This window comes from Pseudomaricurvus alkylphenolicus, from assembly GCF_011683955.1.
Classification (GTDB): domain Bacteria; phylum Pseudomonadota; class Gammaproteobacteria; order Pseudomonadales; family Cellvibrionaceae; genus Pseudomaricurvus; species Pseudomaricurvus alkylphenolicus.
Genome location: NZ_JAAQPI010000011.1, coordinates 100,120 through 113,871, shown reverse-complemented (window position 1 = coordinate 113,871; position 13,752 = coordinate 100,120). Strand labels below are relative to the sequence as shown.

Here is a 13,752-nt window from a genome sequence, read left to right as displayed (position 1 = left end):
GTGACTTAATTGCGGCCGGGGCGGATAATGCGAAAACGGTCCTTGTCCCGTTCAAATTTCTGGACAATTTCCTGATACTGCTGCTCGCGCTGAGCGACTTGCTCTTCAGTGAGTTTCAGCTCCTTCTCCAGCCCCGCAAGGGTATCCAATACCATTTTGGGGACTTCCCGGCCCAGACGTTCGCTGTTAGCCGCCCGGGCATGCTGTTCCGAGATCTGAGCCTTGATTGTACGAATGTTGCTTCTGAGGATGGAAATATTGCTGTTTACCTGCACCAGCTTACGCTGCTTGGCCGCTTCGATATCGGAGACGCTACTGTAGCGCCGCTTGAGCTCGGCATCCCACTTAGCCAGCTCCTCTTCTCGCATCATCTGCCGCTCCATTTTGGCAGCTTCTTCAGGCGAGGGCGCCGGAGGAACCACCTTGAGTACCTCGCCACGGGCGGTCACAATTTCATAGCCTCTTTGAGCATACTCCGGCGGAATCTGGTGATTTATGACCTTGACTCCCTGGTCATTAACATAGCGGTAAAAGTTACGGGCGGTCGCCGCTTCGGCCAGAGAAAAACACAGGATACCAACGAGCCACCCTGTCCTCAGAGCAGTTGACATCTTTCGTCCGCTAGCTGTGTGTTTTTTGTCCATACTCGGTCTTTGCTGCCTATTGTCTAACCTCAAGTGTAGATGCTGGCCGTGAACCGCACCTGAACAGTTGGACGCTGTCACCCGGAGCCTCAAACCCCATAAGTTTGGCGGTATTCGCGAATTTTCTCGACCATTTGTTGAGGATCACCCTGCTCCTGCAAGAAGGTGATGATGTCTTCCAGATTCACAATACTGACCACCGGAATGCCATAATCCCTCTCAACTTCCTGAATCGCCGACAGCTCACCCTGGCCCTTCTCCTGACGATTGAGACCGATCAGTACGGCAGCCGGTTCCGCTCCCTCAGCCTTAATTATGGACATAACCTCGCGAACTGCCGTTCCCGCAGTGATAACGTCGTCCACAATCAGGATTTTACCCTTCAGCGGAGCGCCCACCAGGCTGCCGCCCTCACCATGATCCTTGGCCTCTTTGCGGTTGAAACAATAGGGCAGGTCCCGACCGTGTTGGTCCGCCAACGCAACCGACGTGGTCGCTGCCAGGGGAATGCCCTTGTAGGCCGGGCCAAAAACAACATCAAACTCAACCCCTGAGTTAACCAGGGCATCAGCATAGAAACGGCCAAGAGCGGCAAGTGCCACACCGGTCTGAAATTTGCCTGCATTAAAGAAATAGGGGCTGGTACGACCGGACTTAAGGGTAAATTGCCCAAAACAGAGGGCTTGGTGGTCAATGGCCAGTTGAATAAAGTCGCGCTGATACTGCTGCATGCTCAAATCTCGTGCATTCCGGTGATAGTGGGCATTAATTTGGACTCGATGATGAGCCCCGGGATCAGGGCGCTATGATACACAGCCGCCCCCCACCCTGTCACACTGCTGCAGCAATTGTTCGGTGACAATGGGTTAAAAATGATCTAGTTTAAATAAATCCTCGTATTATCAGACAGATAAATCCCCTGTTTGACAATTAGAGTTAACAAAAATAACGAAAGCTCGGGTATCATACGCAGCCTGTTATCAAGGGGCTATCATGCGAATCATCAGTCTTTGTGTGGACGGTATACATCAAGCGGCTCAGCGAGGTTTATATGAGTGGCTGGCCGACCAGGACGCAGACATTATCTGCCTACAGGATCTAAGGGCATTGGAGTACGAGCTGGACGGCGATCCGTTTCAGCTGGACGGCTATTTCGCCTACTTTTTTGACTCCGGCGAGAAGCACTACAACGGCGTTGCCATCTATACACGCCTGCAACCCAAGGCCCTTATTTTTGGTCTCGGCTTCAGCAGCGGTGTCGATATGGAAGGGCGCTACCTGCAGGCGGACTTCGAACAGATCAGTATTGGCTCACTGCTGGCGCCCACCGCCAGCTCGGAAATGGAATCCCAGGAAGTCAAAATCCAGTTCTTCGACGATATGCAGGCACACCTGCATAAGATTACCCGCAAGCGTCGCGAGTTTATCTTCTGCGGCAATTGGGCAATGGCTCACAGGCGCGGCGATGTGCAGAACTGGCAGGATAACGACAGCGTCTCAGGCTTTTTACCCCACGAACAGCAGTGGATGGACCAGCTGTTCAATCAGGTGGGCTACGCGGATGCTTTCCGGCTCGGCAACACCGACAAGGACGAATACACCCACTGGCCCAGTGGCATTATCGGTGAAGGGGACGGCTGGCGTACGGATTATCAGGTTGTTTCAGAGACCCTGGCCAACCGCGTGGAGTACGCCACCACCTACAAGACCAAACACTTTTCCAGCCACCTGCCGATCATTATCGACTACGACCTGGAGGTCTACTAAACCAGAGCCATGTGGCAACTGGCCATAGAAGATCAGGTAATGGAAAGCCACCCAATAAAAAAGCCGCTATTGAAGCGGCTTTTTTATTGGGTGGCCAGAAACGGCTCTGGCCGGCGTGGCAACCGAACTTACTTGGAGCCATCCACCATGTGATCAACGGCGGCTTTGATCTCGTCGTCAGAGCAATCCATGCACAGGCCTTTGGCAGGCATGCCGTTGAAACCGCTGATCGCGTTGGTGTAGAGGGTATCGATACCCTTGCCCACGCGGTTACTCCAGTCGGCCGCATCGCCAAGCTTGGGAGCACCGGCAGCACCTGAAGCATGACAAGTGAAGCACTTGGTCTCATATACCTGGGCTCCGCTGCGAGGCTCGGCGGCAGCGGCGGCTACAGGAGCAGCGGCGCAATCATCACCAGACATGCACAACTCACCAACGGGCTTGAGACGCTCTTCAATTGCTTTGTTCAGGTCAGCGCTGACAGCTGCGGCTGATACCATCAGGCCCAGACCGGCAGCGGCCAGCAGGCTGATTGTCTTGTTTACATGACTCACGGTATAAGTCCTCTCCATTATCGGCATTGGCCCGGTTGGCCAGAAGCGCCGCATTATAGCCAAAAACCTTGGCAAGAGAAAAACCTTATGCCAGTTGGGGTAAAAATGGGGGAAATTGTCGCTCGCGCAATCAGTCATATTGGGCCAGCCGCGCAAAAAACGCCCAATGGCTACCGTTCTTGAATTCCTTTATGGAAATCGTGGACGTTATGCAGTTTGATGAGTATTATTGCGCCCTCTGCGATATCCGGTATTCATAGTGGTATTGCTCGTTACCCGCCCTTAGCTCAGCTGGGCGGAAGCGGATTAAGCGAACACTGCTTCGCCCGCTGAAGCGGCTTGAAGCTGTGCTTCAAGACCGGCCCCGAAGGGGAGCGTTGCGGAAGCCGAAGGCTTCCCAGAACGTCACGCTGGCATTTGAGCAATTTGGTATTGCTCTCTACCCGCCCTTAGCTCAGCTGGATAGAGCGTTGCCCTCCGGAGGCAAAGGTCAGAGGTTCGAATCCTCTAGGGCGGGCCATTCCGCTTCGCTACATGTCCCTGAGGATTTCCGGCCACCAAGCATAGCTTGGCGTCGTTCGCCCGCACGTGAAGCTGCGCTTCACAAACGTTTGACTCACCCTCTAGGGCGGGCCATCTCTATAGGGTGCATACCACCCAGTCTCCTCGCACAATTTATCATTCTGTATAATTATCCTCGTTATTGATCTCGCCTAACCTCTACGTGTTGACGCCGGAGGAGATAATGCTGAAACGGAGCGACTGGTGCAGTTTTTAAGCTATCTGGCAATTGCAGCAATACTGATGGGCATGCTGCTCATTGCCGCATTAATAATTCACAACGGACCACGCGGGGGCGCGCATCGCTGGCTGGCTGCCTCTTTGGCTTGCGGTCTGGGTTACTTCATCAATCTTGTGCTGTTAACCGAAGGGCTAACAAAATCCTCAACCGGCACCTTGTTGGTTTCCCACCTACTCTATCTAAGCCCGGCCGCTCTCTACTTCTATGTCCGACAACTCGTCAACAACACCCCCCAACGGCGCTGGCAGTATTTTGTCCATTTACTGCCATTCTTAGTTCTTGCCGGCTGCATGATATGGATTAGTACCGGCCCCCGCCAAGCCGACTGGTTCAATCTGGAGGATGCCCAGGGCGGTTGGCCTCCCAATGGTGCCGCCATTTACGGCATGCTCTACTACCTGATTTGCGTCAGCTACCTGTTTCTGTCGCTACGCTGGTTGAGATTTGAAACACCTCCCCCCATTAAACCCAGCGCCAAAGCCCTGACCTTGCTATTGAGCGTACACCTGCTGCTGTCTTTTACCGGTTTGGTTATCGCTCTGTTACGACTGATACCGGATGTGGCCCTATGGCCCAGAGGTTTCTACAGCACCAGCGCGACCCTGGTTATCTACTACACCATCGCCCTGATAGGCCTGCTTGACCCGGACATGCTGACCTCAGGCGAGAATATCAAACCGACAGAACCAAAACCCGGAAAAGAAAACCAAGAACCACCGATTAAATACCGAACCAGTGCACTGACGCCTGAGGTCGCGAAAACATACTGGGAAAACCTGCAGCAATTAATGGTTAAAGAACGACCATTTCTGAACAACAAGCTCCGAATCGCAGACTTGTCCAAGCAACTTGACGTCCCTGAAAATCACCTCAGCCAGATTATCAATCAGTTCTCGAGGAACAGCTTTTTTGAATTTGTTAACGGCTACCGAGTGGAAGAAGCCAAACACCTGTTAAACGACCGCGATCTCAATATTGGCCATGTTGCCATGGAATCCGGCTTTAATTCCCAGTCAGCGTTCTATCGATGCTTCAAACAGGCCACTGGCCTTACCCCCCGTCAATACCAACAAAGCTCAGACAAACTGACCACTTCTTAAACAAAAACACCCTTTTTTCCATCTATTTTGTCCTTTTTTAGAAAGCTGGAAGATAGCTGGAGGCCACATTTTATAGTTTTCGGGTTCGAATCGCCTCACAGCGCGGTTCGAAACGATCAATAAAACGATAACTTTTAGTGGACACCACAATGACTATCAAAGCTTCAACCCGAAAAACTCTTTCGAAAGGTCTCCTGGGCTCAATATTGGGTTCAGCGCTGATCTGCAGCAGCTTCTCCGCTTCGGCACTCAATATCGCGTTAACCAATGACGATGGCTGGACCTCCGTCGGTATTCATGCCTTAAAATCCGCCCTTGAGGCCGACGGCCATCAGGTCACCCTGGTAGCATCATCCACTCAACAAAGTGGCAGCAGTGCCGGCCTGAATGTCGGCCCGGTTGCTGTCACCAAACAAGCCGCGGGCGTATTCTCCGTTGCACGGGCAGACGGTTCCGACGGCGCCGAACCAGCCACCTGTGCTCTGATAGCGATTGATGTTGCGGGTGACCCCGATCTGTTGATCAGTGGCATTAACGATGGTGCCAATATCGGCTCGTTCACCCAGATTTCGGGGACGGTCGGGGCCAGCGTCGCGGCATTGAGTTCCACGCTGAATGGCTCCGTGCCCGCCATCGCCGTCAGCACCGATGAAATGGATTGCGACGAAACCGAGGATCCGGAGACCTGCCAACAACAACACTTTAATCGTGTGGCGCGCTTTACAGCCGACCTGGTGGCTCACCTGGAACGTAAGCCCGGATTCCTGCGCAAAGAAGAGAAACTATTGCCTCCCGGCGTGGGATTAAACGTCAATTACCCCCCCGTGGAATTACCTCTGGGCATCAAACTCAGTCGCCAGGGCCAGACCGCCAGCTTGCCGGGCTTGCCTTTTGCAGCACAGCTGAAGCTGGGCTGTAATGACTGTGCCACCCTCCAAGTAGGAGAAACCACCAGCGCAGGATTGGACTTTGGCGCCACAGTCCCCGACTCCAACAAGGAAGCCAGAGACAGCGATACCAAAAACTACAACGCCGGTTACATTACCATCGTTCCCACCCAGCCCGATTACACTTACCCACTTTATCGCCGCTTCAGCGGTGCTTTGCACCTTTTGTCGGCTGATTTGTAACCTTGGATAGACGTGGGCGGGACAGTTATCTCGCCTCCGTCGAAGCTATTTTTCAGTTGTTGTGCGTCAGAGCGAAATAAGATCCTGGTTTTTTATTACTTTTTAACATCGAGCAGCGCTCTTTAATTGCTGCAGCACAATTGCATGGATTATTCATTATTGAGAGCAATCTCATTTATGGTATATTGAGAACATTCTTCTTGATAACCGTGGCTACCCCTGAAATGAGAAAGCTTCTGACGCTATGTGGTGTTTTGATAGCAGCAGCGCTGTCTGACGCTCACGCTGATCAATCAACACCTCCGAATATCGTCCTGATTTTGGCGGATGACCTTGGCTGGAATGACGTCGGCTACCATGGCAGCGAGGTGGCAACGCCCAATATGGACCTACTGGCCAACGAGGGCGTCACGCTCAAACGCTTTTATGTGCAACCCACCTGCAGCCCCACCCGGGCTTCGCTGATGACGGGGCAGGCAGCCATAAAGCTGGGAGTGGTGCAGCCCATGTCAAAGATCAATCCTGCCGGACTGCCGCTGGAGTATCCCCTGTTGCCGCAGCTATTGAAGGAAAAAGACTACCAGACCGCTCTGGTGGGCAAGTGGCATCTGGGCTACCGTCAGCAAGCCTATGGCCCCAGGGCGCGGGGTTTCGATCATTTCTATGGTCACCTCACCGGAGGGATCGGATATTGGGACCACGTCCACGGAGGTGGTCTCGACTGGCAACGCAATGGCAAAACACGGCGTGAAGAAGGCTACAGCACCCACCTGCTGGCCGACGAAGCGATACGGGTTATTAAGTCGCGGGAAAGAAGCAAACCCCTGTTTTTATACGCCTCTTTTAACGCCCCCCATTTGCCCAACGAAGCCCCTGAAGAGAGCGTAGAGCAATACGCGCACCTGCCTGACCCCAGGCGCAGGATCCACGCGGCCATGGTCACGGAACTGGACACTGCTATCGGTCGAATCGTAGCCAGCCTGGAAAAAGAAGGCATACTCGACAATACCTTGATCTGGTTTATGAGTGACAATGGCGGGCTGAATCCTTCCTCCTATTCCGATAATACCGTTGCCATAGCGGAAACCATTGATGACTGGTTTGCTCCGGGCGAAGCGCCTCTGACGGTTCTTGAATTTTTGCGCGTTAACGTGTTGGAAGGGGCTGCAGACAATACTCCATTGCGAAAAGGCAAACAGTCTATTTACGAAGGTGGCGTCCGGGTACCTTCCTTTGTGTACTGGCGAGGAAAACTATCTGCCAACGAAATATCAGGCATGATGACCGTAGAGGATGTCACACCGACGCTGCTTACCATTGCTCAAACAACGCATACCGAAGATCAATTTGACGGCAAGAATCGCTGGAACGATCTTCAATCTGCAAGGACAGATCCGACTACTGAAGAAAGCGGTTATGTTGTCAAATCGACAGAGGGTGAAGCAATCTATCTGTATCCCTGGAAGCTGCTGCGCCTGTCTTCGGGAGAGATTGAACTTTACGATATAGAAACAGACCCGACCGAAAGCACAAATCTCACCCAAAACCATCCTGAAAAAGCCTTTGCAATGCAACAAAAGCTGGACGCGGTCGAACGTGGCGAAAGCATCCATGTGCCGATATACCGGGCTGTTTTTAATATGGATTTTTTCGGTGGTGAAGAAATATACCCTCCCTGGGCGGAACAAGTCGAACCATGAAAATACTCTTTCGCAACCTGACCGTCTTGCTGGGCGGCACCTGTTCCGTGCTCGCCGCCATCATGATTTCTCCCGCTCTGCCCGGCATGGCTGACGCCTTTGCTGAGGTTCCGAACGCCGACTTTCTGGTCAAACTTGTGCTCACCACTCCTGCGCTTTTCGTTGCTGTTGGCGCACTATTGGTGGGGCCCTTGCTTGATCACTGGGGTCGCAAGCCTGTGTTGATCGCCACGCTCATTCTTTATTCCGCAGCCGGTAGCGCCGGTTTTTTTCTCGACTCACTATCCGCCATTCTGGTCAGTCGCGCATTACTGGGGCTGGCCGTTGCCGGCATTATGAGCGGATTTATGGCGTTGATATTTGACTACTTTGAAGGCGATGCACTCAATCGGTTTTTAGGGTTAAACGGCGCCTGTGTCTGCCTGGGTGGAATCGTTGGGCTTGTGGCGGCAGGGGTTCTGGCCGATTTTGGTTGGCGCTACCCCTTTTTGATTCACCTTATCGCATTGATTATTTTGCCCGGTGTTGTCTTCGCTATTCAAGATCCCCGAAGAGCAACAAACTCGACAACTGAACCGGTTACTTCAAATCACCTGCCCTGGAAAAGGCTGACACCAGTTTACGTTACGGCGTTCACCTGTACTGTGCTGTTTTTTATCCTGCCTGCGCAATTGCCTTTTTATTTGATGGACAATAATAATGTCGGTGCGTCTCAAGTGGGAATGGCGTTGGCCCTGCCAACCGTTGTGGGCTTAGTGTTTGCGTTGCTGTATCAACCGTTACGGGCCAGGTTATCTTTTATCGCCATTGCTGGCATCATTTTTCTGGCCTATAGCGTGAATCATTTGATTCTTTCGGTTTCCGGCAGTTACTGGATCGTGATTTTCGGTTTGATTTTTGGGGGAATCGGTATGGGTCTGCTTTCACCAAACAACTCCGGTTGGCTGGCGAGCCTGGCGCCCGAAAGAGTACGAGGCAAGGCTGTGGGAATATTGACCTGCTCAATTTTCCTGGGACAGTTCTTATCTCCTATTCTTCTTCAACCCTTTATTCAAAATCTGGGGTTGGTCGAGAGTTTTCGACTCATGTTTGGACTATCCCTGACAATCTCGATATTGTTCTTTGCCATTGAGGTTAAACAAACCCGCAACGAGCCTGACCTGTTGGCAACGAACAAATAAGTTCCGTCTGCCGGTGGGCTATAAGAGCTCATTCAGCTTTTTGATAAGGCGGGAGACATCTTCACGTTTAACGTCTTCCGTACCCGCGGAGATTCCCTCAAATACCAAATTGGTTAAGTCTGCGGCAACAGCATCAATATCCGTATCTACCCCACCACCGACCAGATCCCACAGATAGTGCTCAATGGTGCCAAAAATCGTATTGCGAACCAGCGTTGCCGACGTATCCGCCTGAATGTCACCCTGCTCAATGCCCTCGCGAATCACTTCCACGACGATGTGGGTATAGCGCTTATTGAGTTCGTGCACCTGTTGCGCCAACTCAATATCCAAACCTCGTGACTCACGGAGGATAACGCCACACAAGGCACTGTTATTTGCAACAATGTTAAGGTGATTCCAAATAACATAATGCAGACGGTTGCGGGTGCCCTCTACACCCTTGATTCCGCTCTCAATCAGCTCGGTGATTTGTTCGTAGAATTGCTCCATCACCTTCAACACCAAGGTGCGCTTGGAGCTGAAGTAGCTGAATACGGTGCCTTCCACCACGTCGATCTTTTCGGCGATTTCAGCAACGGTGGCTTTATCATAGCCGCGCTCTTCAAACACCTCCCGGGCGGCCTCCAGAATAGCCTTGATTCGAACCTCTCTCGATTGGCGGGTAACCTTTTTGCGCGCTGCGGCCATCAAAAACCTCAAGTTAGTGGAGTGACAGCTCGGGATTCTAACGGGTTTGGGAAGATTCTTCGAGTTGAGTCTGACTCAGCTATACTCAATGGCATCACTTTCACAACCTGAGGAGCCGGGAAATGCGACCAACAAAACATGCAGTGACCTTACTGGGGCTACTGTTGCTGTGGCTGTCTGCCGCGACCCATAGCGGTGCCTACAACAAGGTATTGAATATTGGCGACACCATGCCGGACTTTCACCAGCTGCCAAGCACTGAAGATACCCGGATATCCTCGTCTGATCTCACAGAATCGGTGGTGGTGCTGGTCTCGCTCGCCAACCACTGCCCCTGGGTCAAGGGCATGGACGCTGAGCTGGTCGCCCTGGTGGACTCCTTTAAGGACGCCGATGTGCGAATCCTCGGCTTTGGCGTCAATCATCGTGAAGATGATCGCCTTCCGGCAATGAAAGAGCATGCCCGCCACAACGGTTACAATTTCAGTTATGTCTTTGATGAAAGCCAGCAACTGGGACGGCAACTGGGCGCCACCCGTACACCGGAATATTTCGTCTTTAACCGTCATCGCAAGCTGGTTTACATGGGACTGTTAACCAACTCTCCCGCAATGAAGCGAGGGGGCAAGATTCGCCACATCAACGGCGAACCGAGCGAATTTTATGTCAGCGACGCGATCAAAAATACCCTGCAAGGCGAACCGGTGGACCCACAAGAAACCCGCGCCCACGGCTGCACGGTCAAATACGAGTCATGATCATCCGATGGTTTCTGGCGGCAGCGCTGACCGCGATACTTGGCTGCGACAGCCCCGACAATACGGAGACAGAGGTTAACCCGGCATCCCCCAAACTGATGAAGGTTGTGGATTTTGGCGGCTGGGACTCAGTGCGCCGTGAACACCAGAGCCAGGTCCTGGTGGTGGATATCTGGGCCATGTGGTGCGTGTCCTGTATTGAACGCTTCCCGGAAATGGTGAGCCTTCACCAGCAGTTTAAGGATCAGGGCATCACTTTTGTTTCCCTGAATGTGGACCCCACCGACGATAACGAAGCCCTGGCAGAAGCGGAGACGTTTTTGCGACAATCCGGTGCCGCCTTTGAGCACTACCACTTGCAAGAGAACATGATGGCGGCGTTTGAGCACTTTAATCTGCTGGGCATTCCAGCGATTATTTTCTATGGCCGGGAGGGCGAAGAGCTACTCCGATTAACCGGGGATGATCCCAACAACCAATACGATGAGGCTGCCATCCGACGCACCTTGTTGAGGCTCCTTCAATCCGGACAACCTGAAGGGGCCTCATAGACGGCCGAAAGTCTTTGAAGCGTCGGCACAGGGACGGCAAGGCCATCAGGCTCCCGAGCCTTCACTCTTGTCAAACAACAGATAAAACAGGGGGCCAAAAGAGCCCGTCAACAATGTCGCCACCACCCATGGCCAGGGGTTACGGCCTTTTTTGCGGGCATCCGCCACCAGCCACACCAATACCAGCAGTAGTGCTATCACCAGGTCCGCAATCACCTGCCAGCCCGCCGGGCTATGGCGATGGTAGTCAAAAATCCCCAGGTAACCCACCTGCGCAAGCGTATACAAAGTAAGCAGGCCAAAGGGAAGCAACAGCAGTATCAACATGGGTTTGAAGAGTTTCATTGTGATTTCCTCGTAGTGATGACGAGGTTTATGCTGCGACTTCGGCTGACTACCCGCAATAACCTCAGAGGTTATTGAATGGTGATGGTGGCAAGGTGATACTGACAGCTACCCCATTGGACTGGAGAGTTGCCCATGACATCCGCTGCCAGCAGCTTCCCCGATCTGTGCCGGGAATGGCGCAACTACCGCCAGTTGTCACAACTGGACCTGGCACTGGCGGCAGAGGTTTCCCAAAGACACGTCAGCTGGCTGGAAACCGGTCGCAGCCAACCGAGCCGCACCATGGTACTGCGGTTGTCAGAGGCCCTGCAGATTCCACTGCGCGAACGTAACAAACTGCTGCAAGCGGCCGGTTTTGCGCCGGCCTACCGGGAATCGGAACTGGATGCCCCCACCATGGCCCCCGTGCTGGAGGCCCTGAAACAGGTACTGGATAACCACGAACCGCTACCAGCAGTGGTGCTGGACAGGTTCTGGAACGTCAAGATGCAGAACAACGCCGCCGGTCTGATGATGGCCCTGGGAGAAGGCATTGATCAGTCGCAATTTATCGGTACCGGCGGTGAACTCAACCTGGCCCTGATGACCCTGCATCCACAGGGCTTTCGGCGCTATATCAGTAACTGGGCGGAGGCCGCACCGCCCTTTGTGCAGCGACTCAAGGCGGACGCAGCCGCCTCGGGTGATCGCGAGGTAAAAGACATGATTCAGCAGCTGCTGAGCCTCACGGAAATGGATCATATTACGGCGTCCCCGTCCTCATCCTTGCTGCCGATATTGCCTTTGGAACTGGATTTGGGTGACTTGCACCTGAGCCTGTTTTCCGTGATATCCACCTTTGGCACACCACAGGACATCACCACCGACGAGCTGCGTATCGAGGCCTTTTACCCCACCGACGACGCCACCCGGGCGTTTTTCCAGATGCAGCCGTCCGCGAGTGGCTAGCACCCAATCCGGAGCAGACCCTTTAGGCCCGGAGCAGCCAAACCTGCTCCAGGGCTTCGCACTGGCCTTTCAACTTCCCTTTGACGGGTTCGCTGTCCAAAGGGGTTATCTCAAAGTTCTGATCGTAGTACCCCCTGACCATGGCCTCCGAAATTGAAAACGGCGGGCCCGCCATCGCGTTCTGGTCATAATCAAATACCAGCAGTAACTGGGGCCGGCAGGAGGTTATCTCCATAAGGTGTCTGGTATATCGGCTACGCATCTCCTCCGGCAGAGCCACCAGCGCCGCCCGGTCATAGACTGCATCCACGGGGCCCAATTGTTCTGCGGACAACGCGAAGATATCCCCTTGGAAAATGTCGATATTGGGGCCTTGATAGTGGACGATTCCGCCTGCTTCAGTGATCTCCGGAGAGACGCCCAGCTCCTCAAACAGCTGCTGGACGGCAAGCTCGCTCAACTCAGCTCCCGCGACCCGAAAACCCTTCGAAAGCAGCCAGGCGATGTCCAGCGTTTTGCCACACAAGGGCAAAAACAGGCGGCTGCCCGGCTCAAGCCCCAATTGATCAATATACTTTACCAGCATCGGGTTGGCCTGGGATTCGTGAAACCCCAGCTCGTTACTCTCCCAAATCTCATGCCAGAATTCGGCTTCCATAGTGCATCCTCAACATCAGTCAACAATCGATCACCCCCTTCGAACAGCAGTTTGCCATTGTCCCAGGGGCAGTGTCAGGGTTAGCATACGACTTAAAGTCCACTTCAAGTCAAGGAGAGCCGCCATGGATATCGCCGTAGTTGCCAGGGAGTCTGGCCTGCCGCCCTCTACCTTGCGGTACTACGAGAAAAAAGGTCTAATCAGGTCCAACGGCCGCAACGGCCTGCGCAGAACCTTCGATTCCGGAGTGCTTGAGCGCCTGGCCCTGATTTCGCTGGGGCGCAGCGCCGGGTTTTCGCTGGACGAAATCGGAGCCATGTTTACGCCCCAGGGACCTGACATCGACAAGCAATTGTTGACCCGGAAGGCCGATGAACTGGACAGGAAAATCAAACAGTTAACGACGATGCGTAACGGCCTTCGGCACGCCGCCGCATGCCCGGCTCCAAGCCATATGGAGTGCCCGACGTTTCGGCGCCTGTTACGGTTAACGACAAAACACGTTAGCAGAACGTCTCATGAGCTGGACAATCACTAGTCCAGTATCTCAATACCGATACCGACACCCACACCAATCATCAATCCGATCATAAAGAAGAACAGGAACAGGTAATAAATCCAGACCGCCCCTTTGGGGTGACCAAAGTTGATCGTCCAACCCTGACGGGGGTCACGTTTGGGAACCGTGGACCTGGAATCGCGCTTACTGAAGTAAATAGTGCTCCAGTTGTTGGGATCCTCCCATTCGCTTTGGTTTTTGGCATCCTGGCTTTCGTGGCTCGGAGCCTTGTCGTTTTGCATAACCGGTATCAACCCCCTGCACAGACACTGCATAGGAATATGATAGGCCGATAGACGAAAGGATAGAACTGGTGCCCTGTCTGGTTAATTCGTTGAATAAGCCAGGCAGGGCACCGGAGA

The 13,752-nt window shown here is 53.4% G+C and carries 16 protein-coding genes and 1 tRNA gene; 10 read left to right on the top strand and 7 right to left on the bottom strand.

All coding sequences use genetic code 11. The features are described from left to right. Positions 1-5: 5 nt before the first annotated feature. Positions 6-611 (bottom strand): hypothetical protein, encoded by a 606-nt coding sequence (locus tag HBA55_RS24485; protein WP_166996831.1) that lies wholly within the window; start codon positions 609-611, stop codon positions 6-8. Between the two features lie 122 nt (positions 612-733). Beyond that, complete coding sequence (pyrE, locus tag HBA55_RS24480) at positions 734-1,375, bottom strand: orotate phosphoribosyltransferase (RefSeq protein ID WP_166996829.1); 642 nt, start codon at positions 1,373-1,375, stop codon at positions 734-736. A 262-nt stretch (positions 1,376-1,637) separates the two neighbouring features. Between pyrE and HBA55_RS24475 the strand changes: the two genes are divergently transcribed. Next, entirely contained in the window at positions 1,638-2,411 is a 774-nt protein-coding gene (locus HBA55_RS24475; RefSeq protein ID WP_166996827.1) for an exodeoxyribonuclease III, read from the top strand. A gap of 128 nt (positions 2,412-2,539) precedes the next feature. Here HBA55_RS24475 and HBA55_RS24470 read toward each other — a convergent pair whose 3' ends face one another. After that, positions 2,540-2,983 (bottom strand): c-type cytochrome, encoded by a 444-nt coding sequence (locus HBA55_RS24470; RefSeq protein WP_166996825.1) that lies wholly within the window; start codon positions 2,981-2,983, stop codon positions 2,540-2,542. Positions 2,984-3,408: 425 nt separating this feature from the next. Between HBA55_RS24470 and HBA55_RS24465 the strand changes: the two genes are divergently transcribed. The 5 genes from HBA55_RS24465 to HBA55_RS24445 all read left to right on the top strand — a co-directional run bounded on the left by HBA55_RS24465 (position 3,409) and on the right by HBA55_RS24445 (position 8,878). After that, positions 3,409-3,485, top strand: a tRNA-Arg gene (locus tag HBA55_RS24465). A 245-nt stretch (positions 3,486-3,730) separates the two neighbouring features. After that, positions 3,731-4,867 carry a helix-turn-helix domain-containing protein gene (locus HBA55_RS38075; protein ID WP_166996823.1) on the top strand — a complete coding sequence of 379 codons (1,137 nt, stop codon included), beginning with the start codon at positions 3,731-3,733 and terminating at the stop codon, positions 4,865-4,867. 149 nt (positions 4,868-5,016) lie between these two features. Further along, positions 5,017-5,997 carry a 5'/3'-nucleotidase SurE gene (gene surE, locus HBA55_RS24455; protein WP_166996821.1) on the top strand — a complete coding sequence of 327 codons (981 nt, stop codon included), beginning with the start codon at positions 5,017-5,019 and terminating at the stop codon, positions 5,995-5,997. 224 nt (positions 5,998-6,221) lie between these two features. Then, entirely contained in the window at positions 6,222-7,697 is a 1,476-nt protein-coding gene (locus tag HBA55_RS24450; protein ID WP_166996819.1) for an arylsulfatase B, read from the top strand. Further along, entirely contained in the window at positions 7,694-8,878 is a 1,185-nt protein-coding gene (locus tag HBA55_RS24445; RefSeq protein WP_166996817.1) for an MFS transporter, read from the top strand. Before HBA55_RS24450 ends, HBA55_RS24445 begins: the two co-directional genes overlap by 4 nt. A gap of 18 nt (positions 8,879-8,896) precedes the next feature. On the opposite strand, the gene HBA55_RS24440 is transcribed toward HBA55_RS24445, so the two are convergent. Then, positions 8,897-9,568 carry a TetR/AcrR family transcriptional regulator gene (locus tag HBA55_RS24440; RefSeq protein ID WP_166996815.1) on the bottom strand — a complete coding sequence of 224 codons (672 nt, stop codon included), beginning with the start codon at positions 9,566-9,568 and terminating at the stop codon, positions 8,897-8,899. Between the two features lie 122 nt (positions 9,569-9,690). On the opposite strand from HBA55_RS24440, the gene HBA55_RS24435 reads away from it, so the two are divergent. Further along, positions 9,691-10,326, top strand: a complete 636-nt coding sequence (locus HBA55_RS24435; protein ID WP_166996813.1) for a redoxin family protein — start codon at positions 9,691-9,693, stop codon at positions 10,324-10,326. Then, complete coding sequence (locus HBA55_RS24430) at positions 10,323-10,877, top strand: TlpA family protein disulfide reductase (protein ID WP_166996811.1); 555 nt, start codon at positions 10,323-10,325, stop codon at positions 10,875-10,877. The genes HBA55_RS24435 and HBA55_RS24430 overlap by 4 nt, the downstream gene beginning before the upstream one ends. Before the next feature lie 45 nt (positions 10,878-10,922). On the opposite strand, the gene HBA55_RS24425 is transcribed toward HBA55_RS24430, so the two are convergent. Continuing rightward, positions 10,923-11,222 carry a DUF2834 domain-containing protein gene (locus tag HBA55_RS24425; protein ID WP_166996809.1) on the bottom strand — a complete coding sequence of 100 codons (300 nt, stop codon included), beginning with the start codon at positions 11,220-11,222 and terminating at the stop codon, positions 10,923-10,925. 135 nt (positions 11,223-11,357) lie between these two features. Between HBA55_RS24425 and HBA55_RS24420 the strand changes: the two genes are divergently transcribed. Continuing rightward, positions 11,358-12,173 carry a helix-turn-helix domain-containing protein gene (locus HBA55_RS24420; RefSeq protein ID WP_166996807.1) on the top strand — a complete coding sequence of 272 codons (816 nt, stop codon included), beginning with the start codon at positions 11,358-11,360 and terminating at the stop codon, positions 12,171-12,173. Positions 12,174-12,195: 22 nt separating this feature from the next. Here HBA55_RS24420 and tmpT read toward each other — a convergent pair whose 3' ends face one another. Beyond that, entirely contained in the window at positions 12,196-12,831 is a 636-nt protein-coding gene (gene tmpT, locus HBA55_RS24415; protein WP_166996805.1) for a thiopurine S-methyltransferase, read from the bottom strand. A 124-nt stretch (positions 12,832-12,955) separates the two neighbouring features. Between tmpT and HBA55_RS24410 the strand changes: the two genes are divergently transcribed. After that, positions 12,956-13,369 (top strand): helix-turn-helix domain-containing protein, encoded by a 414-nt coding sequence (locus HBA55_RS24410; protein ID WP_166996803.1) that lies wholly within the window; start codon positions 12,956-12,958, stop codon positions 13,367-13,369. On the opposite strand, the gene HBA55_RS24405 is transcribed toward HBA55_RS24410, so the two are convergent. Next, on the bottom strand, positions 13,366-13,632 hold the full coding sequence (locus HBA55_RS24405; RefSeq protein WP_166996801.1) for a hypothetical protein: 267 nt from the start codon (positions 13,630-13,632) through the stop codon (positions 13,366-13,368). The two genes, HBA55_RS24410 and HBA55_RS24405, sit on opposite strands and share 4 nt — an antisense overlap. Positions 13,633-13,752 lie beyond the last annotated feature (120 nt).